20 protein-coding genes, 1 pseudogene and 1 riboswitch are annotated in these 26702 nt (G+C 47.9%); of the genes and pseudogenes, 16 read left to right on the top strand and 5 right to left on the bottom strand.

Annotated elements, in window-relative coordinates:
• Positions 1–84 precede the first annotated feature (84 nt).
• The 9 genes from OYT88_RS16225 to OYT88_RS16185 all read left to right on the top strand — a co-directional run bounded on the left by OYT88_RS16225 (position 85) and on the right by OYT88_RS16185 (position 10161).
• Positions 85–852 (top strand): electron transfer flavoprotein, encoded by a 768-nt coding sequence (locus OYT88_RS16225; protein WP_274401384.1) that lies wholly within the window; start codon positions 85–87, stop codon positions 850–852.
• A gap of 22 nt (positions 853–874) precedes the next feature.
• On the top strand, positions 875–1819 hold the full coding sequence (locus OYT88_RS16220) for an electron transfer flavoprotein subunit alpha/FixB family protein (RefSeq protein WP_274401383.1): 945 nt from the start codon (positions 875–877) through the stop codon (positions 1817–1819).
• Between the two features lie 127 nt (positions 1820–1946).
• Positions 1947–3230 (top strand): FAD-dependent oxidoreductase, encoded by a 1284-nt coding sequence (locus tag OYT88_RS16215; protein ID WP_443217528.1) that lies wholly within the window; start codon positions 1947–1949, stop codon positions 3228–3230.
• Positions 3227–3511, top strand: a complete 285-nt coding sequence (locus tag OYT88_RS16210; RefSeq protein WP_443029748.1) for a ferredoxin family protein — start codon at positions 3227–3229, stop codon at positions 3509–3511. Before OYT88_RS16215 ends, OYT88_RS16210 begins: the two co-directional genes overlap by 4 nt.
• A 192-nt stretch (positions 3512–3703) precedes the next feature.
• A complete protein-coding gene (gene caiC / locus OYT88_RS16205; RefSeq protein ID WP_274401381.1) occupies positions 3704–5275 on the top strand; it encodes a crotonobetaine/carnitine-CoA ligase in 1572 nt (523 codons plus the stop codon).
• Positions 5276–5562: 287 nt separating this feature from the next.
• Positions 5563–6411, top strand: coding sequence for a MaoC/PaaZ C-terminal domain-containing protein (locus OYT88_RS16200; RefSeq protein WP_274401380.1), 849 nt, complete (start codon positions 5563–5565; stop codon positions 6409–6411).
• Between the two features lie 380 nt (positions 6412–6791).
• Complete coding sequence (locus tag OYT88_RS16195) at positions 6792–8105, top strand: MFS transporter (protein WP_274401379.1); 1314 nt, start codon at positions 6792–6794, stop codon at positions 8103–8105.
• Between the two features lie 208 nt (positions 8106–8313).
• A complete protein-coding gene (locus OYT88_RS16190) occupies positions 8314–8808 on the top strand; it encodes a PaaI family thioesterase (protein WP_274401378.1) in 495 nt (164 codons plus the stop codon).
• 501 nt (positions 8809–9309) lie between these two features.
• Positions 9310–10161 (top strand): HAD family hydrolase, encoded by an 852-nt coding sequence (locus OYT88_RS16185; RefSeq protein WP_443217527.1) that lies wholly within the window; start codon positions 9310–9312, stop codon positions 10159–10161.
• A 57-nt stretch (positions 10162–10218) separates the two neighbouring features.
• Here OYT88_RS16185 and prpB read toward each other — a convergent pair whose 3' ends face one another.
• The 3 genes from prpB to OYT88_RS16170 all read right to left on the bottom strand — a co-directional run bounded on the left by prpB (position 10219) and on the right by OYT88_RS16170 (position 12969).
• Positions 10219–11145 carry a methylisocitrate lyase gene (gene prpB, locus OYT88_RS16180; RefSeq protein ID WP_274401376.1) on the bottom strand — a complete coding sequence of 309 codons (927 nt, stop codon included), beginning with the start codon at positions 11143–11145 and terminating at the stop codon, positions 10219–10221.
• A gap of 41 nt (positions 11146–11186) precedes the next feature.
• Complete coding sequence (locus OYT88_RS16175) at positions 11187–12629, bottom strand: bifunctional 2-methylcitrate dehydratase/aconitate hydratase (RefSeq protein ID WP_274401375.1); 1443 nt, start codon at positions 12627–12629, stop codon at positions 11187–11189.
• A gap of 100 nt (positions 12630–12729) precedes the next feature.
• The gene (locus tag OYT88_RS16170) at positions 12730–12969 is read right to left on the bottom strand and encodes a hypothetical protein (RefSeq protein ID WP_274401374.1); all 240 of its coding nucleotides are present in this window, start codon (positions 12967–12969) and stop codon (positions 12730–12732) included.
• Positions 12970–13167: 198 nt separating this feature from the next.
• Here OYT88_RS16170 and nrdD point away from each other — a divergent pair.
• The 4 genes and pseudogenes from nrdD to OYT88_RS16150 all read left to right on the top strand — a co-directional run.
• A pseudogene (gene nrdD, locus OYT88_RS16165) lies at positions 13168–15003 on the top strand (anaerobic ribonucleoside-triphosphate reductase); the annotation flags it as partial.
• A 78-nt stretch (positions 15004–15081) separates the two neighbouring features.
• On the top strand, positions 15082–15585 hold the full coding sequence (nrdG, locus tag OYT88_RS16160) for an anaerobic ribonucleoside-triphosphate reductase activating protein (protein WP_274401373.1): 504 nt from the start codon (positions 15082–15084) through the stop codon (positions 15583–15585).
• A gap of 505 nt (positions 15586–16090) precedes the next feature.
• Positions 16091–18097, top strand: coding sequence for an FAD-dependent oxidoreductase (locus OYT88_RS16155; protein WP_274401372.1), 2007 nt, complete (start codon positions 16091–16093; stop codon positions 18095–18097).
• A 461-nt stretch (positions 18098–18558) separates the two neighbouring features.
• On the top strand, positions 18559–18870 hold the full coding sequence (locus tag OYT88_RS16150; RefSeq protein WP_274401371.1) for a hypothetical protein: 312 nt from the start codon (positions 18559–18561) through the stop codon (positions 18868–18870).
• Here OYT88_RS16150 and rnhA read toward each other — a convergent pair.
• The gene (gene rnhA / locus OYT88_RS16145; RefSeq protein ID WP_274401370.1) at positions 18825–19283 is read right to left on the bottom strand and encodes a ribonuclease HI; all 459 of its coding nucleotides are present in this window, start codon (positions 19281–19283) and stop codon (positions 18825–18827) included. The genes OYT88_RS16150 and rnhA overlap by 46 nt on opposite strands.
• A gap of 439 nt (positions 19284–19722) precedes the next feature.
• On the opposite strand from rnhA, the gene OYT88_RS16140 reads away from it, so the two are divergent.
• From OYT88_RS16140 to OYT88_RS16130, 3 genes are all read left to right on the top strand, one after another.
• Positions 19723–20676: a ketopantoate reductase family protein gene (locus tag OYT88_RS16140; RefSeq protein WP_274401369.1), complete on the top strand. Its 954-nt coding sequence runs from the start codon at positions 19723–19725 to the stop codon at positions 20674–20676.
• A gap of 453 nt (positions 20677–21129) precedes the next feature.
• Positions 21130–21927 (top strand): C39 family peptidase, encoded by a 798-nt coding sequence (locus OYT88_RS16135; RefSeq protein ID WP_274401368.1) that lies wholly within the window; start codon positions 21130–21132, stop codon positions 21925–21927.
• 555 nt (positions 21928–22482) lie between these two features.
• Positions 22483–22568, top strand: a riboswitch (cyclic di-GMP riboswitch).
• 258 nt (positions 22569–22826) lie between these two features.
• The gene (locus OYT88_RS16130; protein ID WP_274401367.1) at positions 22827–25400 is read left to right on the top strand and encodes an SH3 domain-containing protein; all 2574 of its coding nucleotides are present in this window, start codon (positions 22827–22829) and stop codon (positions 25398–25400) included.
• Positions 25401–25695: 295 nt separating this feature from the next.
• On the opposite strand, the gene OYT88_RS16125 is transcribed toward OYT88_RS16130, so the two are convergent.
• Positions 25696–26280 carry an LOG family protein gene (locus OYT88_RS16125; RefSeq protein ID WP_274401366.1) on the bottom strand — a complete coding sequence of 195 codons (585 nt, stop codon included), beginning with the start codon at positions 26278–26280 and terminating at the stop codon, positions 25696–25698.
• Between the last annotated feature and the right edge of the window lie 422 nt (positions 26281–26702).

Raw genomic sequence — 26702 nt, 5'->3', positions numbered from 1 at the left:
GGTTTGTTAGAAGATCGCGTTCGATGGGTTGCAATTTCCCGATTAGAATACGTCATAAGACTGAGTCATTTAGAAGGTGGAAAAATGAGAATCATTTCATGCTGTAAGGCGGTTCCTGAGGAGCAGGATATTATTGTTACAAAAGATAGACAGCTGTCGCTCAGCCGGGCGGAATGGAAATTCGGCCAGTATGATCTAAATGCCGTCGAGGCGGGCAAACAAATTATTGAAACCGTGGGCGGCAAACTGTCAGGTCTGGTGGTTGGAGGAAGTTATCTGGATAATCCGAAATTGAAAAAGGATATTCTTTCAAGGGGTCTGGATGATTTGTATCTGGTGATGGATGAACAGACAGAAACGGACACTTATCAGACGGCTGCCATTCTGAAAGCCGCAATAATGAAAATGGGCGATTTTGATCTGATTCTTTGCGGAGCAGGCTCATCAGATCTCTACGCGCAGGAAACCGGCAATCAGTTAGGTGAGTTGTTGGGGATACCTGTTGTCAATGCAGTCAACAAAATAACGGTTCAAGGAGAAAAGGCGGTGGTTGAGCGTATGCTGGAAAATGAAATCCAGGTTTTGGAGATTCCATTACCAGCGGTGCTGTCTGTGACATCTGAAATAAATACTCCGCGCATAGCGGGAATGAGAGATATCATTGCTGCCAGAAAAAAACCGCTGACTCAATTTACATTAGCTGAGATAGGTCTGGCTGCTGTTGAACCGTCCGGCCGGATACTCAGCACGCTGGCACCCGGACAGGTCGATCGGCGGTTAGATCTTCTGGAAGGCGAATCTGACGAGGTTATAGATGATTTTGTGAAAAAGCTTATTGCTGAATTGAAGTAGTTAAAGCAGAGGTGAATATTTCGTGACCGTTAACAATGTTTGGATCATTGCCGATGATTCTAAAACCGCTGATGAATTGTGCAGCGGCGGTTCTCAGCTTGGAAAACATCTGTGTGCCGTTTTATTTGGCAGTGAAGATCAGGCAAAGAGAGCTATTGCTTTGGGAGCGGAACGGGTCTATTTGTTTGATCGGCCCGAGAACTCCGGAATGATTGAAGGGCACTCCCAATCGATTGTGAAGTTGCTGCAGGAAGGGAAGGCAGATCTTGCCTTATTTAGTTCCTCGGCATGCGGCCAACTTATGGCCGGACGCATTGCGTCTCAATTAGGCACTTGCGTTTTTTCGAATATATCGGAAATCTCCGCGGGGGATGATGGTATCGTCGTGAAACGGCTGGTTTACGGAGGGGCAGCCGTCAGAATGGAAAAAGCGGCATCGGAAACTGCAGTCGTAACGGTGGAACCTGATCTTTTTGATTGCGTGCCGATGGATGAGACCCGGTCGGGCGAGATGACCCACATTTATTCGAAGGCGGATAATGCCGGCATCCGTGTACTGGAGATTCACTCCAAACAAAGCGAGCCAGTCAATCTGAGTGCCGCAAAACGGGTTGTTGGCGTCGGCAGAGGGTTTGAAAAAAAAGAAGATTTAAAGATGGCAGAGGAACTAGCAGCGTTGATTGGGGCCGAAACAGCCTGCAGCCGGCCGGTTGCAGAGGGTATGAAATGGATGAGCAAGGATCGCTATGTTGGCGTATCCGGTGCGGTTCTGAAACCGGATATTTATCTTTCCATCGGCATTTCAGGGCAAATTCAACATATGGTAGGCGTCAATCAGGCTAAAACACTGATAGCCATTAATAAGGATAGAAATGCCCCGATTTTTAAACAGGTTGATATTGGCCTAATAGGGGATCTATATAAAGTTTTGCCAAAAATTGTTGAGAAAATCAGAACACAAAAATAAATATTTGATGTGCGTCGAGAACTATTAACAGCTTCTGGAGCAATTGTAAATAGATTGCTCGTGAGGGCCGTAAGGGGCTATAGAGCTATTTTCTGTAGTAATAAAGCAAATTGTAGGAGTGATACGGTTGAGCGTATTTGATGCCATTATTGTAGGAGGAGGCCTTGCCGGTTCTACGGCGGCTTACGTTCTGGCAAAGCAGGGCTTGGAAGTACTCATCGTCGAACGGGGTAATTACAGCGGCTCCAAAAATATGACTGGCGGCCGTCTCTATGCTCATAGTTTAGAAAAAATAATTCCAGACTTTACCAAAGAAGCGCCGGTAGAGAGAAGAGTGGACAAAGAATATATCGGCATGCTGACTGAAAAAGATGCTTTTGTTATAAAGTATCACTCGCCGCGGCTTGCTGCGGCAGGAAGCGATTCTTACGTTGTTTTGCGTGGCAAGTTTGATCGCTGGCTTTTCGACAAGGCAGAAGAAGCCGGTGCAATAACCGCTGCTGGTGTAAAGGTTGATCAGCTGATTGTGGAGGACAGCAGAGTTACCGGGGTTATCTGCGCCGGCGAGGAAATAAGGGCCAATGTCGTTATTCTGGCCGATGGTGTTCATTCTTTGCTGGCTGAAAAAGCCGGATTAAGAGAAAAGGTCCATCCCTCTCAAGTTGCCGTAGGTGTTAAAGAGGTTTATCAGCTGCCGGCAAAGGTTATAGAGGAGCGTTTCGGCCTGGCAGGGGAAGAGGGTGCCGCATGTTTATTTGCCGGAACTCCCACCAATGGATTGACTGGCGGAGGTTTTCTGTATACAAATCGGGAAAGCCTTTCTGTAGGTTTAGTTCTGAGCCTGCAGCATATAGGTGAAAACAATAAAACGGTAGAGGAAATGTTTACAAACTTTGTCAGTCATCCTGAAATAGCTCCTCTGATAAAAGATGGCAAACTTCTTGAAAGAAGCGGCCATATGGTACCTGAAGCCGGATTGTCAATGGTCTCGACTTTGTTTGGCGACGGATTTCTGATTTGCGGCGATGCGGCAGGATTTTGTTTAAATATCGGTTACATGGTACGGGGAATGGATCTGGCTATTGCTTCAGGAGAGCTGGCTGCAAAAGCTGTTATTAAGGCCAAGGAAAAAGAGGATTATACTGCCTCCTCTCTCAAAGTCTACAAGACCCTGCTCGATGATAGTTTTATTATGCATGACCTTTCTGTTTATAAGAAATTCCCGGCGTTCATAGAAAATGAACGTTTATTCAACCAGTATCCGACGATGATTTCCAACATGATGGCCGATATTTTTGTTATTGACGGAACCCCGGCAATTCCATTAAGAAAACGGATGAAAAAGCATATAAGCGCCGCCGGTATCATGAATCTGGTAAGGGACGGCATAAGGGGAGTGAGATCTCTATGAATATGACCGTTGAGGAAAAATTGGGTACAAATAAATATTTCGTTGATGAGCACCATCCTCATATAGAGATAGATTCTTCTTATCCTGATAGAAAAGAGAAAATGAAACTGGTTAATGCATGTCCGGCAGGTTTGTATAAACTCAATGAAGACGGGACGCTGTCCTTTGATTATGCAGGATGCCTGGAATGCGGAACCTGTCGGATTTTATGTCTCGGCACGGTTGTAAAAAAATGGGAATATCCAGAAGGCACGAAAGGTGTGGAATTCCGGTACGGATAAAATCATTGTTAATGATTGATTGAATAGTTTAGGAGGGAAATCTTACAGATAGAATCCATAATAAGGAATATATGGAGTATATTTGATTCCCTTCTCCAAATAATTAATCTTTGTAAATGTGTAAAAATCTCATTTATCATTTTACTTTGTTTCGGGCATCAAACAAGACTAGAGTTAGTTATTTAGCCAGAGGTGGGAAAAGTGACTGATATAGTGGGGAGTAAGACTTTGCGTGATATGTGGGATGAAATAGCCCGGATTTACAAAGAAAAAACAGTCCTGATATTTCGCGACTGCGAAGGCGGCATCAATGAATTCAGCTATTCGCAGCTTAATGAAGAGATTAATAAGACGGCAAATTTTTTCCTTGATCTTGGAATAAAAAAGAATGAGAAGGTTGCCGTCCAGCTTCATAATTGTCCTGAGTTTTTAATGTGCTGGTTCGGGCTGGCAAAAATCGGAGCTATTTTGGTTGCTTTAAATACGCAATATACCCAAGAAGAATGTGACTATATCATTAAAAAATGCGACGGCGTTGCTGCTGCAGTCATTGAGGAAGAGTTTCTGCCTTTGTATGTTACAAGCCGTAATCGACCGAATGATGATCATGATGTGAAGACGATATTATTAGCAAGAACCGCAAAACAAGTTCCCGGCACGCTTAATTTTGAAAAGGGCAGAAGAGCACAACCTAAGGAATTAAAAAATTCCAGGCCTTTAAGCAGTGACGATGTTGCAGAAATATTGTTCACATCCGGTACAACATCAAAGCCTAAGGGCGTTGTTCTTACGCAATGCAACATGTTATATGCGGGGACCTTCACTGCCTGGCAACTTTCGTTAAGGTACGAAGATCGTTATTTGACAATCATGCCTGCCTTTCATGTCGATTTCCAGTTAAATACCGTCATGCCTATTCTGACAGTCGGCGCTACGCTGATCAGTGTGGAAAAGTACAGTGCAAGACGTTTCTGGAAACAGGTCTGCGTCTATAAAGCAACAATGACGGAATGTATCCCGATGTTAGTTCGTACGATGATGCTGCAGCCCCAGCAAGATTGGGAAAAAGATCACTGCGTTCGTGATGTATTCTACTATCTTGCCCTTCCGGATCAGGAAAAAGATGCTTTTGAAAAACGTTTTAATGTGAAACTTCTAAATTCTTACGGCCTCAGCGAGTCCCTTGTCGGAGTCATTGGCGATCCGCCGTGCGGAGAAAGAAAGTGGCCCTCAATAGGGAAACCGGGCCTATCCTATGAAGCAAGAATTATTGACGAAGACGAGAATGAACTTCCTCCCAATAACATTGGCGAGATCTATATAAAAGGAATACCCGGGCGCACGCTGATGAAGGAATATTATCATGACACGGATGCAACGGCAAGAACTTTGAATCGCGATGGGTGGATGCATACTGGCGATAAAGGTTATGTGGATGAATCAGGCTGGTTTTATTTTGTGGATCGAAAGGTGAACATGATTAAAAGGTCGGGAGAAAATATATCGTCCACTGAAATTGAGAGTATTCTGATGGCTCATCCAAAAGTTGCTGAGGCATCAGTGATAGGAATTCCCGATCCTATTCGCGATCAGGCAGTCAAGGCTTTTGTCGTTTTTAAGGACGGCGAAGAACTTACAACTGATGAAATCATGGAATACTGCAAATGTCATATGGCTAAATTCAAAGTTCCCTCTGTTATAGAAGTAGTGACATCTCTTCCTAGGACAGGGACAGGTAAAATACAAAAAAAGTTGTTGAAATAAGAGGCATATTATACAACGACTATTTAAACACAGTATTAAAATTATTGATTCAATACGATGTGAAAAATAGTGCAGACTGCCAAATGGTGGAAGTTGATACGTGCGAAGCATGAGGAAGGAAAAGCTGCCGAATAAATGATAAAGACAATCAAGCGGACAGTCTCTTTGAACAGTATAAGGGTTGCCTTCATTGACGGACGAACCGGAAGGGACATGATGGCACCTGTGAGAAAGCGGCCATACAGGCGCATATTTTCATCAAACCATAATGAGAAAGGATGATTAAATTGGTACTTAAATTGGACATGATTGGAAAACAGTTTGGACCCTTTGTACATGAATATGATTATAAAGATCTGATTATTTTCGCTCTTGGCTGCGGTGCCGGCGCCGACGGCATCACTGACCTGGATTATGTATATGAAAAAAATTTAAAAATTATTCCTATATATGGGGCTATGCTTGCTGAGGCACATGAAGTCAGCAAGGCTATGGATTTCGGTTTTAACTGGGATGGTTCGCTTCATTGGGGATTCGATATCAGATTTTATCAGCCATTGATCAAAACATCAGGTAAATTAAGTACGACGTGCATGCTTAAGAACATATATGATCGGGGACCTAATAAGGGCTGCCTGGCCCTAAATGAAGCAACCACTTACGATGAGAATGGAGAAAAACTGTTTACGAACGAAAGTACAGATATAGAAATTTATGACGGCGGATTCGGAGGACCCAAACAACCGGTTGTCAGAGTAGAAATTCCGGACAGAGAGCCCGATTATGAAGTCACAGAGCTGATCCCCTTAAATCAGGCGCTCATCTACAGATTATCGGGTGACTGGTTCAAGGTCCATGCGGATTGGGAATATGCAAAAAAATGCGGTTATAAAAAACCGATCCTTCACGGCTTGAGTACCTCAGGATTTGCATGCCGGCATATTACTCAATCACTTTTTCCCGGTGAGCCTGAAAAAATTACACGTTTCAAGGTTCGTATTACCGCTCCGCTCTATCCGGGCTCTACCATAAAGACTCAGATATGGAAAATGGAACACAATGTCGTTCATTTTAGAGTTGCCAATGCGGAAACGGGTGTCAATCATCTAAATTACGGATTAGTAGAATGGAAATAATATATTATTTCCATTTCAGAAACGATCTAAAATCTTGAGTCCGCTCAAAATTTGAATCCATCTATAAAACTTTTTTTAAGGAAGTAAAAGCGAAGCTCCATGAAATTATAAAAATGCGATGGAAACGTTAGAACGCTTATACATGGACTTCGCCTTGCTTCCATTTGTTTTATAGGGAAAATATGATAAGAACCTCCGCACAAATAATCATTTTCAGCAGAATCATGATCGTGTGTCTATTATGAGAGGAATCATTACAAAAAATTTTTCCTGATTAATATTTTCTAAAAATTTTTAAAATATGGCGTAGGGAACAGCCTTAATGATTTGTTCAAAGAGAGGGAGATAAAAGTATACAAAAATAAAGGGAGATCAAGAGCATGCAATCAGAAAAAATACTGGATGATTTTGAAATTACACCTTATTTGAAAAAGATGATACTCTTTGCCAGCGGCGGTCCCTTCTTAGACGGCTATGTTCTGGTAATTATAGGAGTCGCCCTTGTCCAACTGGGACCAGAGCTGAATCTGAATGCTTATTGGAGCGCATTGGTCGGGGCTTCCGCACTGGCGGGAATTTTTATAGGATCGGCACTGTTCGGCTATATAACTGATCTGGTGGGGCGTCAGAAGATGTTTACCATTGATGTCATCGTTATTGCAATCATTTCCCTTGGGACTATGATTATTTCTTCTCCCATGCAGCTGGTTATTATGAGATTTTTAATCGGAGTGGTTATCGGGGCAGACTATCCGATTGCCACTTCTCTTGTGTCGGAATTTACGCCGAGAAAGTACAGAGCTATCAGTATGGGATTTATTGCAGCTGTTTGGTACGTTGGCGCGACAGCGGCGGATATTGTTGGATATTATTTGTATGATATAGACGGAGGCTGGCGATGGATGCTGGGCAGTACGTGCATCCCCTGTATTATATTGCTTATCGGTCGATGGGGAACGCCGGAATCGCCCCGGTGGCTGGTGCGTAAAGGCCGCGTTGAGGAGGCGCGTGCTATTGTCCAGCGGCTGTTTGGGGTTGATGTGGCATTAGAGACGGGGGAAGTTAAGAAAACGCGATACAGCAAGATATTTGAAAAAGGATATTTTAGAAGAATTATATTTATCGGTATTATTTGGATATGCCAGGTTGTTCCTATGTTCGGTTTATATACGTTTGGTCCTCAGATATTGAATGCGTTCGGATTCGAGGCTGCGAAGCAGGCCATTTGGGGGGATATCGTCATTAGCTTGTTTTTCCTTATAGGCTGCATTCCGGCGATGTTCTGGTTGAATTCCATAGGCCGCCGTCCTCTGTTAATTGGAAGCTTTGCAATCATGAGCATTGCATTAGCTGTTTTAGAATTTTTACCCAACGCGAATATATGGGTCGTTATTGTATCGTTCGGAATTTATGCATTTTTTTCCGGCGGCCCCGGTATTCTTCAGTGGCTTTATCCAAATGAACTTTTTCCCACTGAAATTCGTGCTTCGGCAGTAGGTGCAGTGATGGCTTTTAGTAGAATCGGGACCGTGCTGTCTACTTATGCATTACCAATTTTCATGAAGGCTCATGGGATCAGACTGACGATGCTTGTCGGCGTGGCGATCTCGGTTCTTGGACTGATTGTATCAATAATTATGGCTCCTGAGACAAAAGGATTGACATTAGATGAATCAAGTTCATTAAAGTATTGAGGAACATCTTGGTATCAGAGGGTATGTTACAGTCGATTAAAGAAAATTTGATGAATCAGAAGTTCTGAAGCAGTACGGTGAAGGGTGATTCTCTGACCCGTATCCTGTTTGCTGATTGAAACAACAAAGTCTTTACTTTTAGACGAATTTTATGTTGGACACATTCAACTTATAGACTAGACAAAATGTCCAGATTGGAGCGGTGTAGATGATTGATAAACAGGTTCCTTTTTTCAAGTTAGTCACTCAATATATGAATTCCCTAAATCCTTCTGAAAAAAAAGTAATGGGGGCATTTATACAAACATTGCGAGCGGACCATAAGGAGTATCTGCTTCTAAAAGAATTGTTTGGATTCCGTTTAGTGGAGCTGACAGAAAAAAGTATCATTGCTTCTGTACCCGTTCAGCCGATCATCTTCAATGGAATGGGTATGGTTTCCGGAGGGGTTCTTGCAGCCTTGGCCGACACGACAATGGGAGAATTAGCTGCGCAAATAGTGAATGAAAATCAGTTTGCAGTGACCATGGACCTTTCTATCAATTTTATTGCCCCCGGACAGGGAGAACGACTGAACATATCCGCGAAAACAATTCACATTGGAAAAGAAACCCTAGTTATGGATTGTGAGATTGTGAACGAACAAAAAAATTTGATTGCCAGGGCTGTAGCAACTTTCTTTATTTTGTCTCAGGAGCATTAAATTATTTTTTCGCCGAACTGTTAATCAGGCAATCAGCCTCCGAGTCAACAACATAATTATGACTGGAGTATGAATAACTTTAAATAAATAGAAATCGGAGTGAGAAACACAGTGCCTTCAGCTGCACTAATCGGGCCTTCCTATTGTCCATTGTATGTTTTAGAGCTCTCACACTGAAAACTAGGGATTAATATCGGCAGGACTCCTATCGGTCTCTGCCGTTCATTTATTCAGTTGACGAATGGATGTCGTTTAAGAGGATGATTTCTAAAAAGAAAGATATCCTTTCCAAAGAAATTATTTGGATTGTGAGGTTTACAATAAGCTTCGTCGTTCCCTTATCCAATGCCACTGACTAGTGATCACAGAGTGCTTCATTTCAATCAAGAAAGCTCTTACCCCACTTTTATCGTTGATCCTTACGTGTTCCTTAAAGCCTGCCGCATGTGATAGAATGGAGCAGTGTGAAAAACGGTTGTATTTTTGAAAGGCGGGATGAACGTGTACCAGACAGTGATGATGGATCTTGACGGAACCGTGCTGACTCCGAGAAATACAGTGACGGATGAATTGAGAAATTATTTAAAGGTGCTCAGAAAACGCGGCGTTCATATTTTTGCCGTCACCGGGCGGTCGTACGGAACTGCTTGGGAGGTACTGCCGCAGGATTTTCCGGTTGACGGTATGGTTACGGCAAACGGTATGGCTGTTTATGTGGGAACAACCAATATTTTTCAGGGCGTGCTTCCCGAGAGGCTTGCCCCGGAGCTGGTCAGACGTGCGGAACGGGCTGAGCTGTACTACGAGCTGATCCCGACGGCGGGAGGGCGTGTCACGCTTGTCCGCGACCGGCCCTATATTTTGGAACAGGTTCACGGGGCTAAACCGGACTCGGTGTCGGAAAATGAATGGCTGTCCCGTCTGCAGGCCGTCAATCAAACAATCGCCTGGGAAAAAACGATCGCCGAATCGGAATATTCCAGTACCAGTAAAATGTATTTCTTCAGCAGGGATGCGGGAAAAATCCGCCGATGGAAACAGGAGCTGACCGAACTGAGCCGGGAAATACCGTTCGAAGTTTTCTCCTCGTCGCCGAATAACGCAGAAGTCACGGCGAAAGGGATTTCGAAGGCGAGTGGCCTTCGGATCCTGTTTGACCGCTGCCGCCTTTCTTTTGAATCGGCGCTTGCCGTCGGAGACGGAGAAAATGACTTGCCAATGTTTCAGATCGCCGGCCATTCCGCCGCCATGAAAAATGCGCCTGATCACATAAAGGAGCAGGCGGATGAAGTAACGGACTATTCATGTGCCGAAAACGGCCTTTGCCGTTTTCTGAAAAAGACGTTTGACTGATCTTCGCTATGTCTTAGGATTTCTTTATATGCCATGAAACGGCGCGGATGCGGTGGATTAAGGTTTTTTTCCCTCTTTTCCGATCTCGGGAAGAACGGTTTTGGCAATATGGCGGTCGAGGGATTCATACTTATCGTAGTCAATCGTTTCGTAAAGCTCCGCTCGCGTCTGCATGCTGTCGAGCCTGTTTTTTTGCGTCCCTTTTTCGAAAATTTCACTGAAAACCTGTTCGCACGCCTTGGCCGCCGCCCGCATTGAGGTTACGGGGTAGATGACCATATTGAAGCCGAATCCGGCGAATTCTTCAGCGGTAAAATAAGGCGTCTTTCCGAACTCGGTCATATTGGCGAGCAGGGGTTTGCTGACTGCGCGCCGCATGGTCTGAAAATCATCCTTGGACGTGAGCGCTTCGGGAAAGACGGCATCGGCACCGGCGGCGATGTATTCCCGTGCCCGGACGGCTGCGCGTTCAATTCCCTCGACGGCTTTGGCATCTGTCCGCGCAACAACAACGAGATCCGGAGCCACGGCCTTGATCGTCCGGATTTTCTGCTGCATTTCTTCGGAAGAGATCAGCTTCTTTCCGTTCAGATGTCCGCATTTTTTCGGCATCTGCTGATCTTCAATCTGAACGGCCGCCACCCCGGCTTCTGTCATTTCTTTTGCCGCTCTGGCCGTATTAAGCACTCCGCCGTATCCGGTGTCGATATCGGCGAGCAGAGGGAGATCGGCGGCACGGACCAGTTCACGCGCCTTCTCGGCAACTTCATCAGAGTAGATAATGCCGAGATCAGGGAGGCCGCGGCTTGCGGTGTAAGCGGCTCCCGATAGATAAAGCGCCTCAAATCCGACTTTGCTGGCAATCAGCGCCGACATGCCGTCATGGACTCCGGGAATCTGTAACAGTTCCGGGCCTTCCATCAGCCGGCGGAATTGTTCGGCCAGCTGCTTCTGCGGTGTTTGTTCGTTAACAATCCAGCTCAAAAAAATCTCCTCCCGATCCGCTTATTTTTTTAATATCTTTCTCAGGCAAATGAAAGCAGATCCATCCACTCATCTACCGGCGTGGCTTCAAGCCGGCTGCTGTCCAGGCAAAGCGAGAGAATCTGTTCTGTTTTCTTTTCAGTGAAAGCCGTCAGCAAATTATTTCTGAATTTATCGATTAACAGGGGCACGGCCTCCTTGCGCCGCCTCCTGTGGCCGATCGGATATTCAACAGCAACGCGCTCTGTTTCCGTTCCGTCTTTGAAAAAGATCTGAACGCTGCTGGCGATCGACCGCTTTTCCGGATCCAGATAGTCTCTGCTGTAGGCCTCGTTTTCGACAACCTGCATTTTAGCACGCAGCCGGTCGATGCGCGGATCCGCGGCTGCTTCGTCTTCGTAATGATCGGCGGTCAGCGTACCGAAAATCAGACCGATGGCGACGATATATTGAATGCAGTGGTCGCGGTCGGCCGGATTGCGCAGCGGTCCCGTCTTGTCGATAATGCGGATGGCGGATTCATGAGTTGTGATGACGATGCGCTGAATATCGTCAAGCCTTCCGGCGGCCTCGGGATGAAGCCGGATTGCCGCCTCCAGCGCCGTCTGTCCGTGAAATTCGGCAGGATAGGAAACTTTGAACAGGACGTTTTCCATGACATAGGAATCGAGCGGACGTTCCAGCGCAAGGCTCTGTCCGCCGAACAGTGCATCCTGAAATCCCCAGCCGGGGGCAGTCAGCGGGGTCCTGTATCCCATCTCCCCATGCAGCGTCATCAGCGCGAAACGGACGCCGCGGCTCGCCGCATCGCCTGCCGCCCATGATTTCCGGGATCCGGTATTCGGGGCGTGCCGGTATGTGCGCAGGCTTGAACCGTCAACGATCGCCTGTGAGACCGCCGCCGCAACGTCTTCCCCGCTGCCGCCGAAGAGGGCGCATGAAACCGCTGCGGAAGCGATTTTGACAAACAGCACGTGATCCAGCCCGTGTCTGTTCAGACTGTTGCCAAGTGCCAGCCCGCCCTGAATTTCATGAGCCTTCACCATTGATTCCAGCACTTGCTTCATCAGAAGCGGCGCTTTTCCCTTAGAACGGTTCGAACGGCTGATGAAATCGCTTGCCGCGAGGATGGCGGCAAGATTGTCGGAAGGATGTCCCCATTCAGCCGCAAGCCATGTGTCGTTGAAATCAAGCCAGCGGTTCATACAGCCGATGTTAAAGGCGCCCTGGACAGGGTCAAGAACATAGGAAGTCCCGGGCACACGGACTCCGTTCGGAACGACCGTGCCCGGCACGACAGGCCCGAGCAGTTTCGTGCACTCGGGGAAACGCAGAGCCAGCAGGCCGCAGCCGACAGTATCCATTAAAACAAAGCGGGCGGTTGATAAGGCTTCTTTACTTTCAATCGATCCGTCTTTCACATAAACGGCAATATCGGTCAGCAGTTGATCAATGTCCTGACGACGGTTTTCTTTTACTGCCATATAATCCGCTCTCCTCCTGGCACAGACAATGTATTCGCTTACAAACGTGCTGTTAAAAGATTTCCAGTGATTTTAATTATAGACGGGTGTCAGGCAGCAGTCAAAACTTAGCATCCGTGCCGCAGCTGCCGCTGTTTTTTTTCAGCCTGAAAAAAGCAGCGAAAGCGACCCGTCCGCTGTCATGGGGCATGGATACACATTTCCGCATCAGCAGCCACCCTACTCTGCCCGCCGATAAAATTAAGAAACAGCTGTTTATTTGTTGAGCCGAATATCCGATATAAGTTGTATAGAGTTTTTGTTCCGGCATTGTCTCCGATAGATTCGTATGCTTCTTCATTTTTCTGCGTTCGAAAAGTTGTCACAAGAGGGGTTCTCTCTCTTTTTCCGCACTGTTATCCAGAAAATCAACGAAATTGCGTCTTTAATCAATATGTTGTATAATGATGCCTCTTGACCCTACTATATGTTGTTATATAATATTTTTGAAGCCTAGGTAGGGGGGACAGGAATGATTAAAGAACCGGTGATTAAAGAAAAAACACTGGATGATAAAATTCGTGATTTAATCAATATGGATGAATATGTAGCTAACGAAAATGCCAATAAAGACGAAAAGGTTTTTAACACGCAGCGCGATCTGCTTGCGGGCGTGACGGCACGGGATTATGCTCTGCGCCATATTCTGCCTGAAGAGTTTGCCGCCGCTCATAATGAGGGGATCATTCATTTTCATGATCTTGACTATTCGCCTTTTTTCTCAATGTACAATTGCATGCTGATTGATTTCAGGGGTATGCTGAAAAACGGCTTTTCAATCGGAAATGCCGATGTGGAACGGCCGAAATCGATCAAGACGGCGACGGCGCTCGTTGCCCAGATAGTGGCTAATGTTTCATCGAATATTTATGGCGGCACGTCATTCAACCGCGCCGACGAAGTGCTGGAACCCTATGCCAGAATCAGTTTCAATAAATACTTGAAAACCGCAAAGGCGTGGATTTCCGATCCGGCCGTGCAGGAAAGCTATGCATACGAAATGACGAAGAAAGAAATCTATGATTCGATGCAGTCGCTCGAATATGAAATCAATACGCTGTTCTCAAGCAACGGTCAGACGCCTTTCTTTACGCTGAATTTCGGGCTGGGAGAGTCCTGGTTCGCGCGCGAGATTCAGAAAGCCATATTAAATGTAAGAATTCTCGGCCTCGGAAAAGATCATAAAACCGCTGTTTTTCCGAAGCTTGTTTTTACAATTAAAAGAGGTCTGAATCTTGAACCGGGCGACCCGAATTATGATATCAAGGAACTGGCGCTTGAATGCGCGACCAAACGCATGTATCCCGACATCCTGAATTATGACCGAATCGTTGAAGTGACCGGCGATTTCAAGGCGCCGATGGGCTGCCGCTCGTTTCTGCCTTCCTATAAAGAAAACGGCGAATATGTGACCGACGGGCGCAATAATATGGGCGTCGTTACCTTGAATATACCGCGGATCGCTCTGGAATCAGGCGGCGATAAAACGGCGTTCTGGAGCCTTTTTGAAGAACGCCTCGATCTTGTCTGCCGTGCGCTGCTGTTCCGTATCCATACTCTGGACAAGGTCACGGCAAAGAATGCGCCGATTCTTTATCAGTACGGAGCGACCGGCAAGCGGCTGCATGCGGACGAATCCGTTTCCGACATTTTCAAAAACGGTCGGGCAACCGTTTCGATGGGCTATATAGGGCTTTATGAGGCCGCGACCGTCTTCTACGGTCCGGAGTGGGAGCACAATCCGGAAGCCAAGGCGTTCACACTGGATATTGTCAAGCGCTTTAAAGAAGTTTCCCTTATCTGGCGGGAAAAAACAGGCTACGCTTTCAGCATTTACGCAACGCCGTCGGAGAGCCTGACGGATCGTTTCTGCCGCCTGGACAAGCAGAAATTCGGCAGCGTCAAGGATATTACCGATAAAGATTACTATACAAACAGTTTTCATTACGATGTCCGGAAAAAAATCAATCCGTTTGAAAAGATCGATTTTGAAAAAGACTATGAGCCGTATTCGGCCGGCGGATTCATCCATTACTGCGAATTTCCGTCTTTGGTCGACAATCCGGAAGGACTGGAAGCTGTCTGGGACTATACTTATGACCGGATTGGCTATTTCGGTACGAACACGCCGATCGACAAGTGTTATGAATGCGGCTATGAGGGCGAATTCGAATCAACGGCTGAAGGATTTAAGTGCCCGAGCTGCGGCAATCACAATCCGGAGACGACATCGTGCATTCGCCGGCTGTGCGGTTACCTTGGTTCCGTCATTCAGCGCAAGCCGATTAAAGGGCGCCTGAAAGAAATCAACAGCCGGGAAAAACAGCAGTGTTAGTTCGTCAGCCGGGAGGGAGGCGGTGCTGCGCGAAGCAGAATCTGTTGCTTCTGTTTTTCGCCGTGCAGCTGAGAGAAGATGAATTATGCGGATTATAAAAAATTTGATTTTTTAAATGGAACGGGAATCAGGCATTCATTGTTTGTAAGCGGCTGCCACTTTCACTGTAAAGGCTGCTGGAACGCGGTTGCCTGGAATCCCAAATTTGGGAAGCCTTACACGGATGAATTTGAGAATCAGATAATTGCCGATCTGAATCAGCCCGATATACGCATACAGGGACTTTCGCTTCTGGGCGGAGAGCCGTTTGATCATCCGGCGACGCTGACGCGTCTCGTGCAGCGTGTCAGACGGGAGTGCAAAGGGAAAGATATTTGGTGCTGGACAGGCTTTACGTTCGAGGAGCTGCTGGAAGATCCCAGGAGGAGGAACATGCTGGACGGTCTTGATGTCCTTGTCGACGGCCAGTTTGATCTGGCAAAGAGAAATCTGAAACTGAAATTCCGCGGATCGTCCAATCAGCGAGTGATCAATGTGAAGGAATCGCTGGAACAACAGAAAATCGTTCTGCAGCTGCAATAGGCAGATTGCCGGGCATACGCAACAAACCCGATTGAGAGGATATTTTTCTCTTTCAGGTTTGTTTTTTTATCCGAGTGCCGATGATTGATAAAAAATGATGATCGCGATCGCTTGTGAACAGCCGCGATCTGCCGCCGCGCAGACGATCGCCATCCTAAAACACGGGACTGCCGTTCCGGATAGAGAGCGATGGGCTTCAAATGAAGGCAATCGTCTTAAGATAAGGCGGGCCCGTCGAGAATGCGGCCGGAATCATAGCACGCGTTGCAGCAGCTCGAGTGAGGCAAGCACGGCAGCACGGCGCGGCGCCGCCGGCTGTTTCGGGCCAGGAAGAAATGGATTCTTCAGCTGCAGATTCTTAGAGATCCGCAGCCGGAAAAAGGAAAATTAATATAAAAGTTTGAAAACGATTTCATTTTTTGTGAAAAAAATAACATACAATTTTCAGGATCCATGTTATACAGGAGATGTATGAAATTCATTAAAAAAAGGAGGGGCAGTAAAAATGTACGAAGCTTTATTCAAACCAATCAGAATCGGGAAGTTGGAGGTCAAAAACAGGATATCGATGGCGCCGATGGGTGCTTTCGGACTTGTCGACAATGAAGGGTGCTACAATCAGAGGGCGGCGGATTATTACGTTGAGCGGGCGAAAGGCGGCACGGGATTAATCATTACGAGCATCACCAAAGTTGAAAATAAACTGGATAAGGTGGTTTCCGGCATCATTCCGGTTGTTTCGGAAAATCCGGGGAGATTTCTGATGACCTCAGCCGAAATGACAGAGCGCGTGCATGCGTACGGAACGAAGATATTCCTGCAGCTGACCATGGGCTTCGGAAGAAGCGGAGTACCGGGCGCGCTGCTCACTGCCCCGCCGGTTTCCGCTTCAAGCATACCGAACTACTGGGATCCCTCTGTTACTTGTAACGAGCTGACCACTTCTGAAGTAGAGTGGATTGTTCAGCAATTTATTGAAAGCGCCGATATAGCGAAAAAGGCAGGATTCGACGGTGTTGAAATTCACGCCGTTCATGAAGGCTATCTGCTCGATCAGTTTACCCTGTCGCTGTTCAACAGACGGACCGACAAATATGGAGGAGATCTGAAGGGCCGTCTGACGCTGCCGGCCGAAATCGTGCAGGGAATTAAAAAGAGATGCGGCAAGGACTTTCCGGTGGGACTGCGCTACAGTGTAAAGAGCTGTATCAAGGACTGGCGCCAGGGCGGGCTTCCCGATGAGGATTACATTGAAAAAGGACGGGACCTCGAGGAAGGAATCGAGGCGGCGAAAATTCTGGAAGCAGCGGGCTATGATGAACTGAATACGGACCTCGGGACGTACGATGCGTGGTACTGGTCGCATCCGCCGGTCTATCAAAAAGAAGGATTGTATCTCCCTTATACTAAAAAATTAAAGGAGGCGGTCCATATACCGGTGATCGTGGCCGGAAAACTCGGTGTTCCGGAAACGGCAGAAAAATCGCTGGAGGACGGCTCGGCGGATATGATCGGACTGGGGCGGCCGCTGCTGACGGATCCCTACTGGCCGAAGAAGGTAATGAATCATCAGGTGGAGCGCATCCGCCCGTGTATCGGCTGTCACGTCGGCTGCCTCGGCCGCGGATTTGAAGGAAAACCGCTGAGCTGCGCAGTTAACCCGGCATGCGGAAGGGAAAGATATTATGAACCGAAGCCGGTGCTTTCTGCAAAGAAAGTGATGGTTGTCGGCGGCGGAGTCGCAGGAATGGAAGCGGCCAGAGTCGCGGCGCTCAGGGGACACAAGGTCACGCTTTACGAGAAAAGCGGCCGACTGGGCGGGCAGATCATACCCGGCTCCGTCCCTGAATTTAAGATAGATGACCGAAGATTGCTCGCATGGTACAAAAATGAACTGGAAAGGCTGGATATTCCGGTACTGAACGGTACGGAAGTAACCGAAGAGCTCGTTAGAAAAGAAAATCCGGATGTCGTCATTGTTGCAACAGGCGCCGGTGAGATCCATTTGGATGTGCCCGGCGGCGACAAAGATAAGGTGGCGACTCCCATTGAAATTCTTGAAAGCAAAAAAACGGCCGGGAAGGATGTCCTGATTGTCGGCGGCGGACTTGTAGGGTGTGAAACAGCTTTGTACCTTGCTCAGGACGGAAGAAATGTCACGATCGTTGAAGCACAGAACGAAATATTAAGCAGCGGCGGCGGCAAGCCGATTCCGCATATGAACAAGATTATGCTCATTGACCTGCTTCATCAATACGACGTCAAGGTGATCACGAATAGTTCGCTGACAGAAGTGACCGATGAAGGCGCGGTGCTGATCAACGATCAGTTCCGGAAACAGTTCCTGGCTGCAGATACGGTCGTGATTTCGGTCGGGTTTAGGCCCAATCAGACGCTTTATAATAAACTCAATGGAAAAATTGCCGATTTGTATTTGATCGGCGACGCTTACCGGGCGGCAAATATCATGAGCGCCGTCTGGAGCGGGAACGAAATAGGCCTGAACTGCTGAGAAAACAATCCCGGTGAGCCAGGTCGGCGATGCGGCGCCGGAAGCCGCATGCGAGTCGAAGTCATGTTTCTTGCCGAAAGGATCGCGTTGTATACCGGATCAACCGGATACGGGACGCGATCCTTTTGCCTGCTTCGGAAGATGCCGGCCGGCGCGGGGAACTTATCGGTTATTAAGGTTATTAAGCCTGATTGATTCCGTTGCGATGAGTTTAAAACGGCCGATGCGCCCGGTTTATCGGCTGCTATGATAAGTTTAAACGGCCGGCGCAAGAAGTTTAACGATCAGTGCAGAGGATTCGAACATGGACAAACCCTCTGGGGCGACGGATTCGGTCATGCCGGCCGTTTATTCGGTCAACATGGGAGCGGTATCGGTCAGCACCGGCGGTTTATCGGTCGTGAGTCATTGTTTTTCGGTCGGCTGCGGCCGCTTATCGGTCTGGGGCGACGGATTCGGTCATGCCGGCCGTTTATTCGGTCAACATGGGAGCGGTATCGGTCATCCCGGGCAGTTTAACGGTCGTGAGTCATCGTTTTTCGGTCGGCTGCGGCCGCTTATCGGTCTGGGCGATGGATTCGGTCATGCCGGCCGTTTATTCGGTCAATTTGGGAGCGGTATCGGTCATCCCGGGCGGTTTATCGGTCGTGAACTGCCGTTTTTCGGTCGGCTGCGGCCGCTTATCGGTCTGGAGCGATGGATTCGGTCATCCCGGCCGTTTATTCGGTCAGCTCTCTTTCTCGATCTCGTCCATCCCGCGGTTAGCGAGCTGATCTGCCCGTTCATTAAGCGCGACGCCGTGGTGTCCCCTGACTTTGTTAAAGGTAATCGATTTTTGTCCGGCGGCCAGTTCGTTCAGCCGGATCCAGAGTTCTTTATTTTTGACAGACGATCCGCCCGCCGTTTTCCAGCCTTTTTTAATCCAGCCCGGCACCCAATTGTTCATTCCGTTGACGACATAAGCACTGTCAATGTAAAAGGCGACGGGAATGTGGTCGGTTTTCAAAGCTTCAAGAGCTTTAATAGCGGCGGTCAATTCCATGATGTTGTTTGTCGTGTTTTTCGCGCCGCCGCAGAGCTCCTTTGTATGTTCCCCGAATTTAAGAACAGCTCCCCAACCGCCGATGTTCCGTTCACTCTGATTGCCTCGGCATCCGCCATCGCAATAGATAATAATAGTGTTCAAATGCCTCACTCATTTCGTCTGATGATTTCTTTTGCTCCATTATATCAAAGGAGCCGGAAATCCGGCGACCGAAAGCAAGCAGGTTTGAATCCGATCCGTCGGCCGAAGTTAAAAATATTGCAAAAGATTCCGACGTATAATGTATATACGCAGGAATTCAGAATTCGTTTTTCTCAAATGAATAGATCGCTGCAGGATACTATATACTGGGCAAAAATAATGATCCGACTCTTCAGTTTTCTGCTTATATGCGCGTACATGCGGATCCAGGCTGCTGTGAACGAACGATATAATCGTAAAAAGATTTCGATGAAAATGTCATGATCGTTCGTATGCTGTAAAATAAGACTAAGGACACCCGGAAACAGAGAAAAACTGTTCGGGAGAACAGTCAAAGGATGAACGGAAAGATAAATCTGCTTAATGAGGGGTGTTTGTTTTGAAAGTTGCGGTACTGGGGGCCGGTGCGATTGGTTGCTTCTTCGGCGGGCTGCTGGCCAGGGAAAAACAGGATGTGACGTTTGTGGCAAGAGGTCGGACCCTGGATTACCTGCTGAGTCACGATCTGATGGTGAAAAGTATCAACGGTGATTTTTCGCTGCCCGTCAAAGCAGCAGACGCTGAACATCTTCAGCGGCAGGAGACGGATTTTGACTTTGTTCTGCTGTCGGTAAAATCGACGGCTCTGACAGACGTTATGCCGGCGCTTCGGGTACTCACCGGCCAAGGGACCCGGATTATCTGCCTTTTAAACGGAATCGGCAATGAAGAAAAACTGGCGGATGAATTCGGCGCGGACCGGATAGTCGGAGGTTCGGCTTTTATTTCAATTATCCGTGAAGCTCCGGGTATTGTGAATCATGTCGGGGAAGGCACTCTGGTCATCGGCGGGTGGCAAGGGGACGGCCCGGCCGGCGTCCCTAATAAGAAACTTGACGAATTGGCAGGTGTTTTGCGGTCGGCAGGGATAAAGGCGGAAGTGACGGATCATATTCGCCGGATCAAATGGGAAAAGTTATTGTGGAATATTACTTATAATCCTGTAACGGCCCTTACCGGGACCAGAGTAGGAGAGGCGCTGGACGATCCGGATGTGCGGCGGCTTCTTCTCGACATGAAGAGTGAATTCATGAAAACGGCACGTGCCGCAGGAGTGGCAATCAGACCGAAATTCTCCGATAACGTACTTCTTCCGAATAAAGAAGTCCGGAATCATAAGACGTCCATGCTGCAGGATCTGGAGAATGGCAGGAAAATGGAGCTGGAAGCAATACTCGGTTTCGCGATTGAGGTGGCTCACGAGCATCGTGTTCCCGTTAAAACGATTGAAAGTATTTATCATCTTCTTTGTTTCATTGAAAGAAAACGTACTTTATCACAAGGTGTCAGATAAGCATTTACCGGAGCCGGGCGTCACTTTCGCTACATGAATGAGCGGCCCTATTGACGGATTGAAGTCTCTGAACGCAGGAGCGAAACAATGTGAATTGAAGCGCTTGATGCGGCTGCCCATTATCGATTTTTCGACGAGGGGCAGCTCTTTAACTTTGCGGCACGCCGAGCCGTTGGCTGGAAGTTTTTATTTTATCAGCGGATATTCTGCCGGGACAGTTTCTCTTTTTAAGTAAATTTTAATAAAAAAAGGCGAAAATAAACGATGACTATTGACATGCCGTATGATTTATTGAATCAGGGCCGGTGTCCGGTCCGTCTTCGGCGGAGAAACGGCAGACCGGTTTCATGAATTTTTGGCTATCATCAGCAGATAAAAAGCGTGGAATGGAGTGGAGAACGTTTTAAAAGTTTTTATGCAAGGACAGAAATGTAAATGTGGGGAGGCAGATATATGAAATTCGCCGGGAAAATTTCATGGCTTTTCTTTACTCTTCTCCTTTTTCTCATCGCCGGCGGCCTCCTTGTCGCGGGAGAAGTGGACAGCCGATCCGGCCGAGTGAGCACTCCGCAACAAGTAACGAAAAAGGAACAGACGACAGTTGAGCAGAAGAAAGTGAGTACTCCTGCTAAATCGGCGGCGAAGAATGTTCTGCCGCAGGAAGTGAAGCTTTCCGCACCGTTTACCAGTCAAAAACCCGAACTGCCGAATGGCTGCGAAATTACAAGCCTGACCATGCTTCTCAATTCGGCGGGCGTTCCTGTAGATAAGATGACACTTGCGGCGAAAGTAAAAAAAGTGCCTTTTTCTTCAGGAGGCTATCAGGGGAATCCGAACATCGGTTTTGTCGGCAATATGTATCATGGTGATACCGATGACCCGGGATTGGCGGTTTATCACGGACCGATAGTGGATCTGGCAAGACAATATCTGGGCGGAAGAGTCATGGATCTGAGCGGAGACGGATGGGACCAGGTTGAGCAGCGGCTTGCTTCAGGGACTCCGGTATGGGTTATTGTCAGCATAAATTTTCAGCCCGTACCTGAGGGAGACTGGCAGACCTGGCACACCCAGCAGGGAGACATGCGCATCTCTTTTATGGAACATTCGGTTCTTGTGACGGGCTATGATAAAGATAATGTCTATTTTAATGATCCCGAGATGAGCAGCGGCGGCAGTAAGGCGGATAAATCAGATTTTGTCGAGGCGTGGGAACAGTTCGGAAGTCAGGCGGTCACCTACACTAAGTGAAACCGATGAATGTCTGTTCCGGCCTTGACAGCATCTGGGAAATCATTCCTCCTGCTAATCCGCGATGGTCAGTGGCATCATGCAGCCGGCCGGGTGATCGAAATCTCCTGCCCGGCTTAGACGGAGTTTACGGAATACTTGTTTCAAATCAAAAAATATCGACGAACGGCGATTATAATTCGCTGGACGTCGATTTTTTTATGGCGGGCGGCTGCTTCTTCGGACTCGGCGTCGCCATTTTCAGCAGGGCCTGTTCCGGCCAACTCTGAAACAAGACGCGGGATAATTGTCCCGGATTTATAAAGGATTTTCCTTTGCAAGTGAGCAGAATGCCCTTATTGGAAAAATGAAAAGCTGTTAAAGAAAGTCTAAAATGTTTTAAATGTTATCCGATAATAAGTATGAGCAGTGTTTATAATTTCCTATGAAAGTGAGACCTATTTACGTATAAAAGCTGTATAAAGGTTCGAAAGTTGCGGGCATAAACGGCTGTAATGTTGCAGGCATCAAAAATCTGGTTTATATTGAATAATATACAGCTAGTTTGCAAATCTCTTTTCTAAATGGCAAAGCTGCTGAAAAGCAGTGGCGCAAAGTCACAGATCTAAGGCGTGATTCGCTATGATGGCTGGACTGCCGTATTTTTCTCATGTTTGAGCGGAAACGTAAATGGAGGGAGTTTTTATTTTGCTTTTTGGGGATTTCCGTTTTTTGCTTTTTCAGCCTATCTTCATGCATCATTCCGCCCGGCCTGATAAATGATGATGAAAAGCGGCACTATGCATGCTCCTCGTCCTATAGAAATGGATTTCATCTATTAAGTTTTTCCTATAAAACAAGTTCCATATTATGACAAATTCTATTTTTAATTTTTTGCTGCAGTGGGGGTGTGGATCACATTGAATCCAAATCGCGGTTTGACAGTAATCGGCACATTTGCAGCGGCGGCCGCGGTGACGGCAGCAGCCGGTATAGTACCGTCGCAGGTTTCCGCTCAGGAATCTTTTCAGCCATACGAAGGACAGGCAACGGATGATCTGAATGTCCGCAGCCTGCCGGGGACCGATCAGCCGAAGATCGGCCTGTTCTATAAGGGACAGACATTTAATGTCATCGGAATCGCGGGGAAAAGCGAGGACGGCAATTGGCTGAAAATCCAATACAAGAACGGCGTTGCGTACGTTGACAGTGCTTATGTTGTACAAGTGTCTCAGCCTGCGGCACCGTCACAGGCAGTACAGAGCGTTACGGCTTATCAGGGCACAACCACTGATAGCCTGAACGTCCGGTTCCTGCCCAGTCTGACAGGGACCATTCTGACGACTCTGCGGAGCGGCACTACGGTGACCGTTACCGGAAAAACGGCGGACGGCTGGCTGCAGATTAAATATAATAATGGATCAGCCTACGTATCTGCGGCCTACGTTAAAAACGCCGGCACTTCCTCGGCGTCGTCGACAGCGAAAGTGCTGTACACGGGGACGACGACGGATGACCTGAATGTGAGAACAGGAGCATCGACGAGCAGTACGAGGCTGGCCACGCTGTCCAAGGGGACCAAGGTAGAAGTGGTCGGGACGAGCGGGAACTGGCTGCAGATTGTGTATAAAGGCGGGACGGCGTACGTGTCCGGGGATTACGTACAAAAGGCCGGGAGCTCGGGCTCTTCGTCGACAGCGAAAGTGCTGTACACGGGGACGACGACGGACGACCTGAATGTGAGAACAGGAGCATCGACGAGCAGTACGAGGCTGGCCACACTGTCCAAGGGGACTGAGGTAGAAGTGGTCGGGACGAGCGGGAGCTGGCTGCAGATCGTTTATAAAGGCGGGACGGCGTACGTGTCCGGGGACTACGTACAGAAGGCCGGGAGTTCAAGTTCCTCCTCGACAGCGAAAGTGCTGTACACGGGGACGACGACGGATGACCTGAATGTGAGAACAGGAGCATCGACCGGCAGTACGAGGCTGGCTACGCTGTCCAAGGGGACCAAGGTAGAAGTGGTCGGGACGAGCGGGAGCTGGCTGCAGATCGTTTATAAAGGCGGGACAGCGTACGTATCCGCAGACTATGTGCAGAAGGCCGGGAGCTCGGGCTCTTCGTCGACGCCGAAAGTGCTGTACACGGGGACGACGACGGACGATCTGAATGTGAGGACGGGGGCGTCGACCGGGAGTACGATACTGGCCACACTGTCCAAGGGGACTGAGGTAGAAGTGGTCGGGACGAGCGGGAGCTGGCTGCAGATTGTGTATAAAGGCGGGACAGCGTACGTATCCGCAGACTACGTGCAGAAGGCCGGGAGCTCGGGCTCTTCGTCGACGCCGAAAGTGCTGTACACGGGGACGACGACGGACGATCTGAATGTGAGGACGGGGGCGTCGACCGGGAGTACGATACTGGCCACGCTGTCCAAAGGGACTGAAGTGGAAGTAGTCGGGACGAGCGGGAGCTGGCTGCAGATTATCTATAAAGACGGGACAGCCTATGTGTCCGGGGATTACGTACAGAAACAGGACGGCTCATCGGCTTCGACCGATCCCTCCGCTCCCGGCGGGACTTCCCAGACGACATCCAGCAGTACAGAAGGCCTGATTACGACAGACGTCAATTTCCGCAAGGGGCCGGATACGACGTACGGAATTTATCAAGTGATTCCGGCCGGAACAACAGTTGAATGGCTGGCGGATGCACCGAATGGATGGGTTAAAGTCAGCTATGGCGGAAATGACGGTTATGTTTACGGCGATTATATTAAAAAAGAAACGTCAACAACGACACAATCCGGAAATAATGCCTATAAAACGACGAATTATCCTATTTCATTCTCGCAGGCTCTGGAGGAAGAGCAGCAAGTCAATCAGTCGTCTCAGCTTGCCTATTATCTTAATCCGAAGAATTTTGCACAGGGAACCCCGAGCTATTTTCAGTTCCTGCAGTTATCTTCATTGGCCAATATCAGCCTTTCGGATATGAATCTTATTTTATCCGGCAAGGGCATTTTGTCCGGTTATGGATCAACATTTATCGATGCTGCAAAGAAAAACGGTGTAAATGAGGTCTATCTTGCTGCACACGCCATGCTTGAAACAGGAAACGGAACGTCCAACCTGGCGAACGGAATCGTATATAAAGGAGTCAAAGTTTATAATATGTTCGGGATCGGTGCCTATGATCAGGATCCCGAAAACGCCGGGGCAGCGATGGCTTACAGCGAGGGATGGACAACGCCGGCGAAAGCAATCGAAGGCGGAGCGGCCTGGATCGCCAAATATTATATTTATAATTCGGTCTACCAGCAAGATACGCTGTACAAAATGCGCTGGAATCCGTCGGCCCTGGTTGCGGGCAGCGCAGCGCATCAATATGCGACGGATGTCGCCTGGGCCGTCAGTCAGACATCGATGATCGACAGTATGTACAGGCAGATTGCCCAATACAGCCTTGTATTTGATATTCCTCAATATAATTAATTAAAAATATGAGCACTTTTAAGCTTATCCGGACAGTTCGGAGGCTTAAAAAATAAGCGCCGGAAAGGTTCCTTCTTCCCGCGCTTTTTTGTATTTCGGATTTTACGGTCAGACGAATTGATGCGATCGTCCGCTCAAGGTAACGCCGGGCAGCGTCAATATACAAGTAGCCGAAAAGAAATTATTATCCGTCTGAAAAAGAGGAGAAGACAGCGCAATAATGAAAAGCCGATCATGAATCTGCATGGCGGTCCGGCTGTGACGAAGCTGAAAGAACACTCATTTAGATATAAGCCTACTTGCTTAATTGCTTCCATTTGTTTCCGAGAAACGGAGGAACATAGGCTTCCATTTTGTCAAGCAATGTATCCGGATCGTCCGAAACCGTCAGCAGGTTAAGGTGCGATTCGTTGGCAAAGCCCTGATCAATACTGTGGCGGATCAGTGCGAGCAGCGGATCGAAATAGCCGGAAACATTCATGAGTCCGATCGGTTTTTGATGGAGCCCGATCTGTGCCCAGCAAAGTATTTCAAAAAGTTCATCAAAGGTACCGATACCGCCGGGAAGTGCAATGAACGCATCCGCAAGTTCATTCATTTTTTCTTTTCGGGCATGCATCCCGTCCACTTCAATCAATTCAGTAAGATGCTCATGAGCCATTTCGCCAAGTATCAGCCCCCGGGGCATAATGCCGATGGCTTCTCCGCCGAGCGCCAGCACCCGGTCGGCGATCTCGCCCATCAGGCCGATTGACGAGCCCCCATAGACGATCCGGTACCCCCTGTGTACGATGGCATCACCGAGGCAGCGGGCTGCTTCTTTGTATCGCGGATTGATTCCGAGATTGGAGCCTGCATAGATGCATATTGTCTTACCCATTTATTTCAACCTCCTTCGGATTGAACTTTAGAAAACCTTATATCATTGTATCGCAATTTTTTTATGGAATGCGGGAAGATAAAGAATCATTAAAAATACTTAACCAAAAACTGCTGTTCGCAGCGCTGTGAATTTTATCGGATAAAGAACGAATGGAGGATCGATTCATCCGCGGGGGAGATCATTCATCCGGGTCGTTTGAACAAGCCGCTTCCAGGTAAAGAAAACCTGCCGATGGGTGAGCCTTCAGGCAAAGCCGGGGGCCTGGCTGCGGCGGCACTAGTCGGCCGAATGGCGGGCGAACGGCTTGCGGCACTTTTATCCGGCCCTATTTAACCCGCTGAAATTTATACTATAGGGCAAAGAAAAATCCCGTACGGAATATCCCGGCTGAGTCGGGACTTTCCTTACGGGATCGATGA

It is taken from the genome of Sporolactobacillus sp. CQH2019 (assembly GCF_028765345.1).
Taxonomy (GTDB): Bacteria; Bacillota; Bacilli; order Bacillales; family Sporolactobacillaceae; genus Sporolactobacillus.
This window is presented reverse-complemented; position numbering and strand designations above follow the sequence as displayed.

Coding starts and splice junctions, on each gene's coding strand:
- OYT88_RS16225 (WP_274401384.1), top strand. CDS start 85: ATGAGAATCATTTCATGCTGTAAGGCGGTTCCTGAGGAGCAGGATATT.
- OYT88_RS16125 (WP_274401366.1), bottom strand. CDS start 26,280: ATGGGTAAGACAATATGCATCTATGCAGGCTCCAATCTCGGAATCAAT.
- OYT88_RS16150 (WP_274401371.1), top strand. CDS start 18,559: ATGCCGGCCGTTTATTCGGTCAACATGGGAGCGGTATCGGTCATCCCG.
- OYT88_RS16195 (WP_274401379.1), top strand. CDS start 6,792: ATGCAATCAGAAAAAATACTGGATGATTTTGAAATTACACCTTATTTG.
- OYT88_RS16190 (WP_274401378.1), top strand. CDS start 8,314: ATGATTGATAAACAGGTTCCTTTTTTCAAGTTAGTCACTCAATATATG.
- OYT88_RS16135 (WP_274401368.1), top strand. CDS start 21,130: ATGAAATTCGCCGGGAAAATTTCATGGCTTTTCTTTACTCTTCTCCTT.
- OYT88_RS16170 (WP_274401374.1), bottom strand. CDS start 12,969: ATGAAGAAGCATACGAATCTATCGGAGACAATGCCGGAACAAAAACTC.
- nrdG (WP_274401373.1), top strand. CDS start 15,082: ATGAATTATGCGGATTATAAAAAATTTGATTTTTTAAATGGAACGGGA.
- OYT88_RS16175 (WP_274401375.1), bottom strand. CDS start 12,629: ATGGCAGTAAAAGAAAACCGTCGTCAGGACATTGATCAACTGCTGACC.
- OYT88_RS16155 (WP_274401372.1), top strand. CDS start 16,091: ATGTACGAAGCTTTATTCAAACCAATCAGAATCGGGAAGTTGGAGGTC.
- OYT88_RS16210 (WP_443029748.1), top strand. CDS start 3,227: ATGAATATGACCGTTGAGGAAAAATTGGGTACAAATAAATATTTCGTT.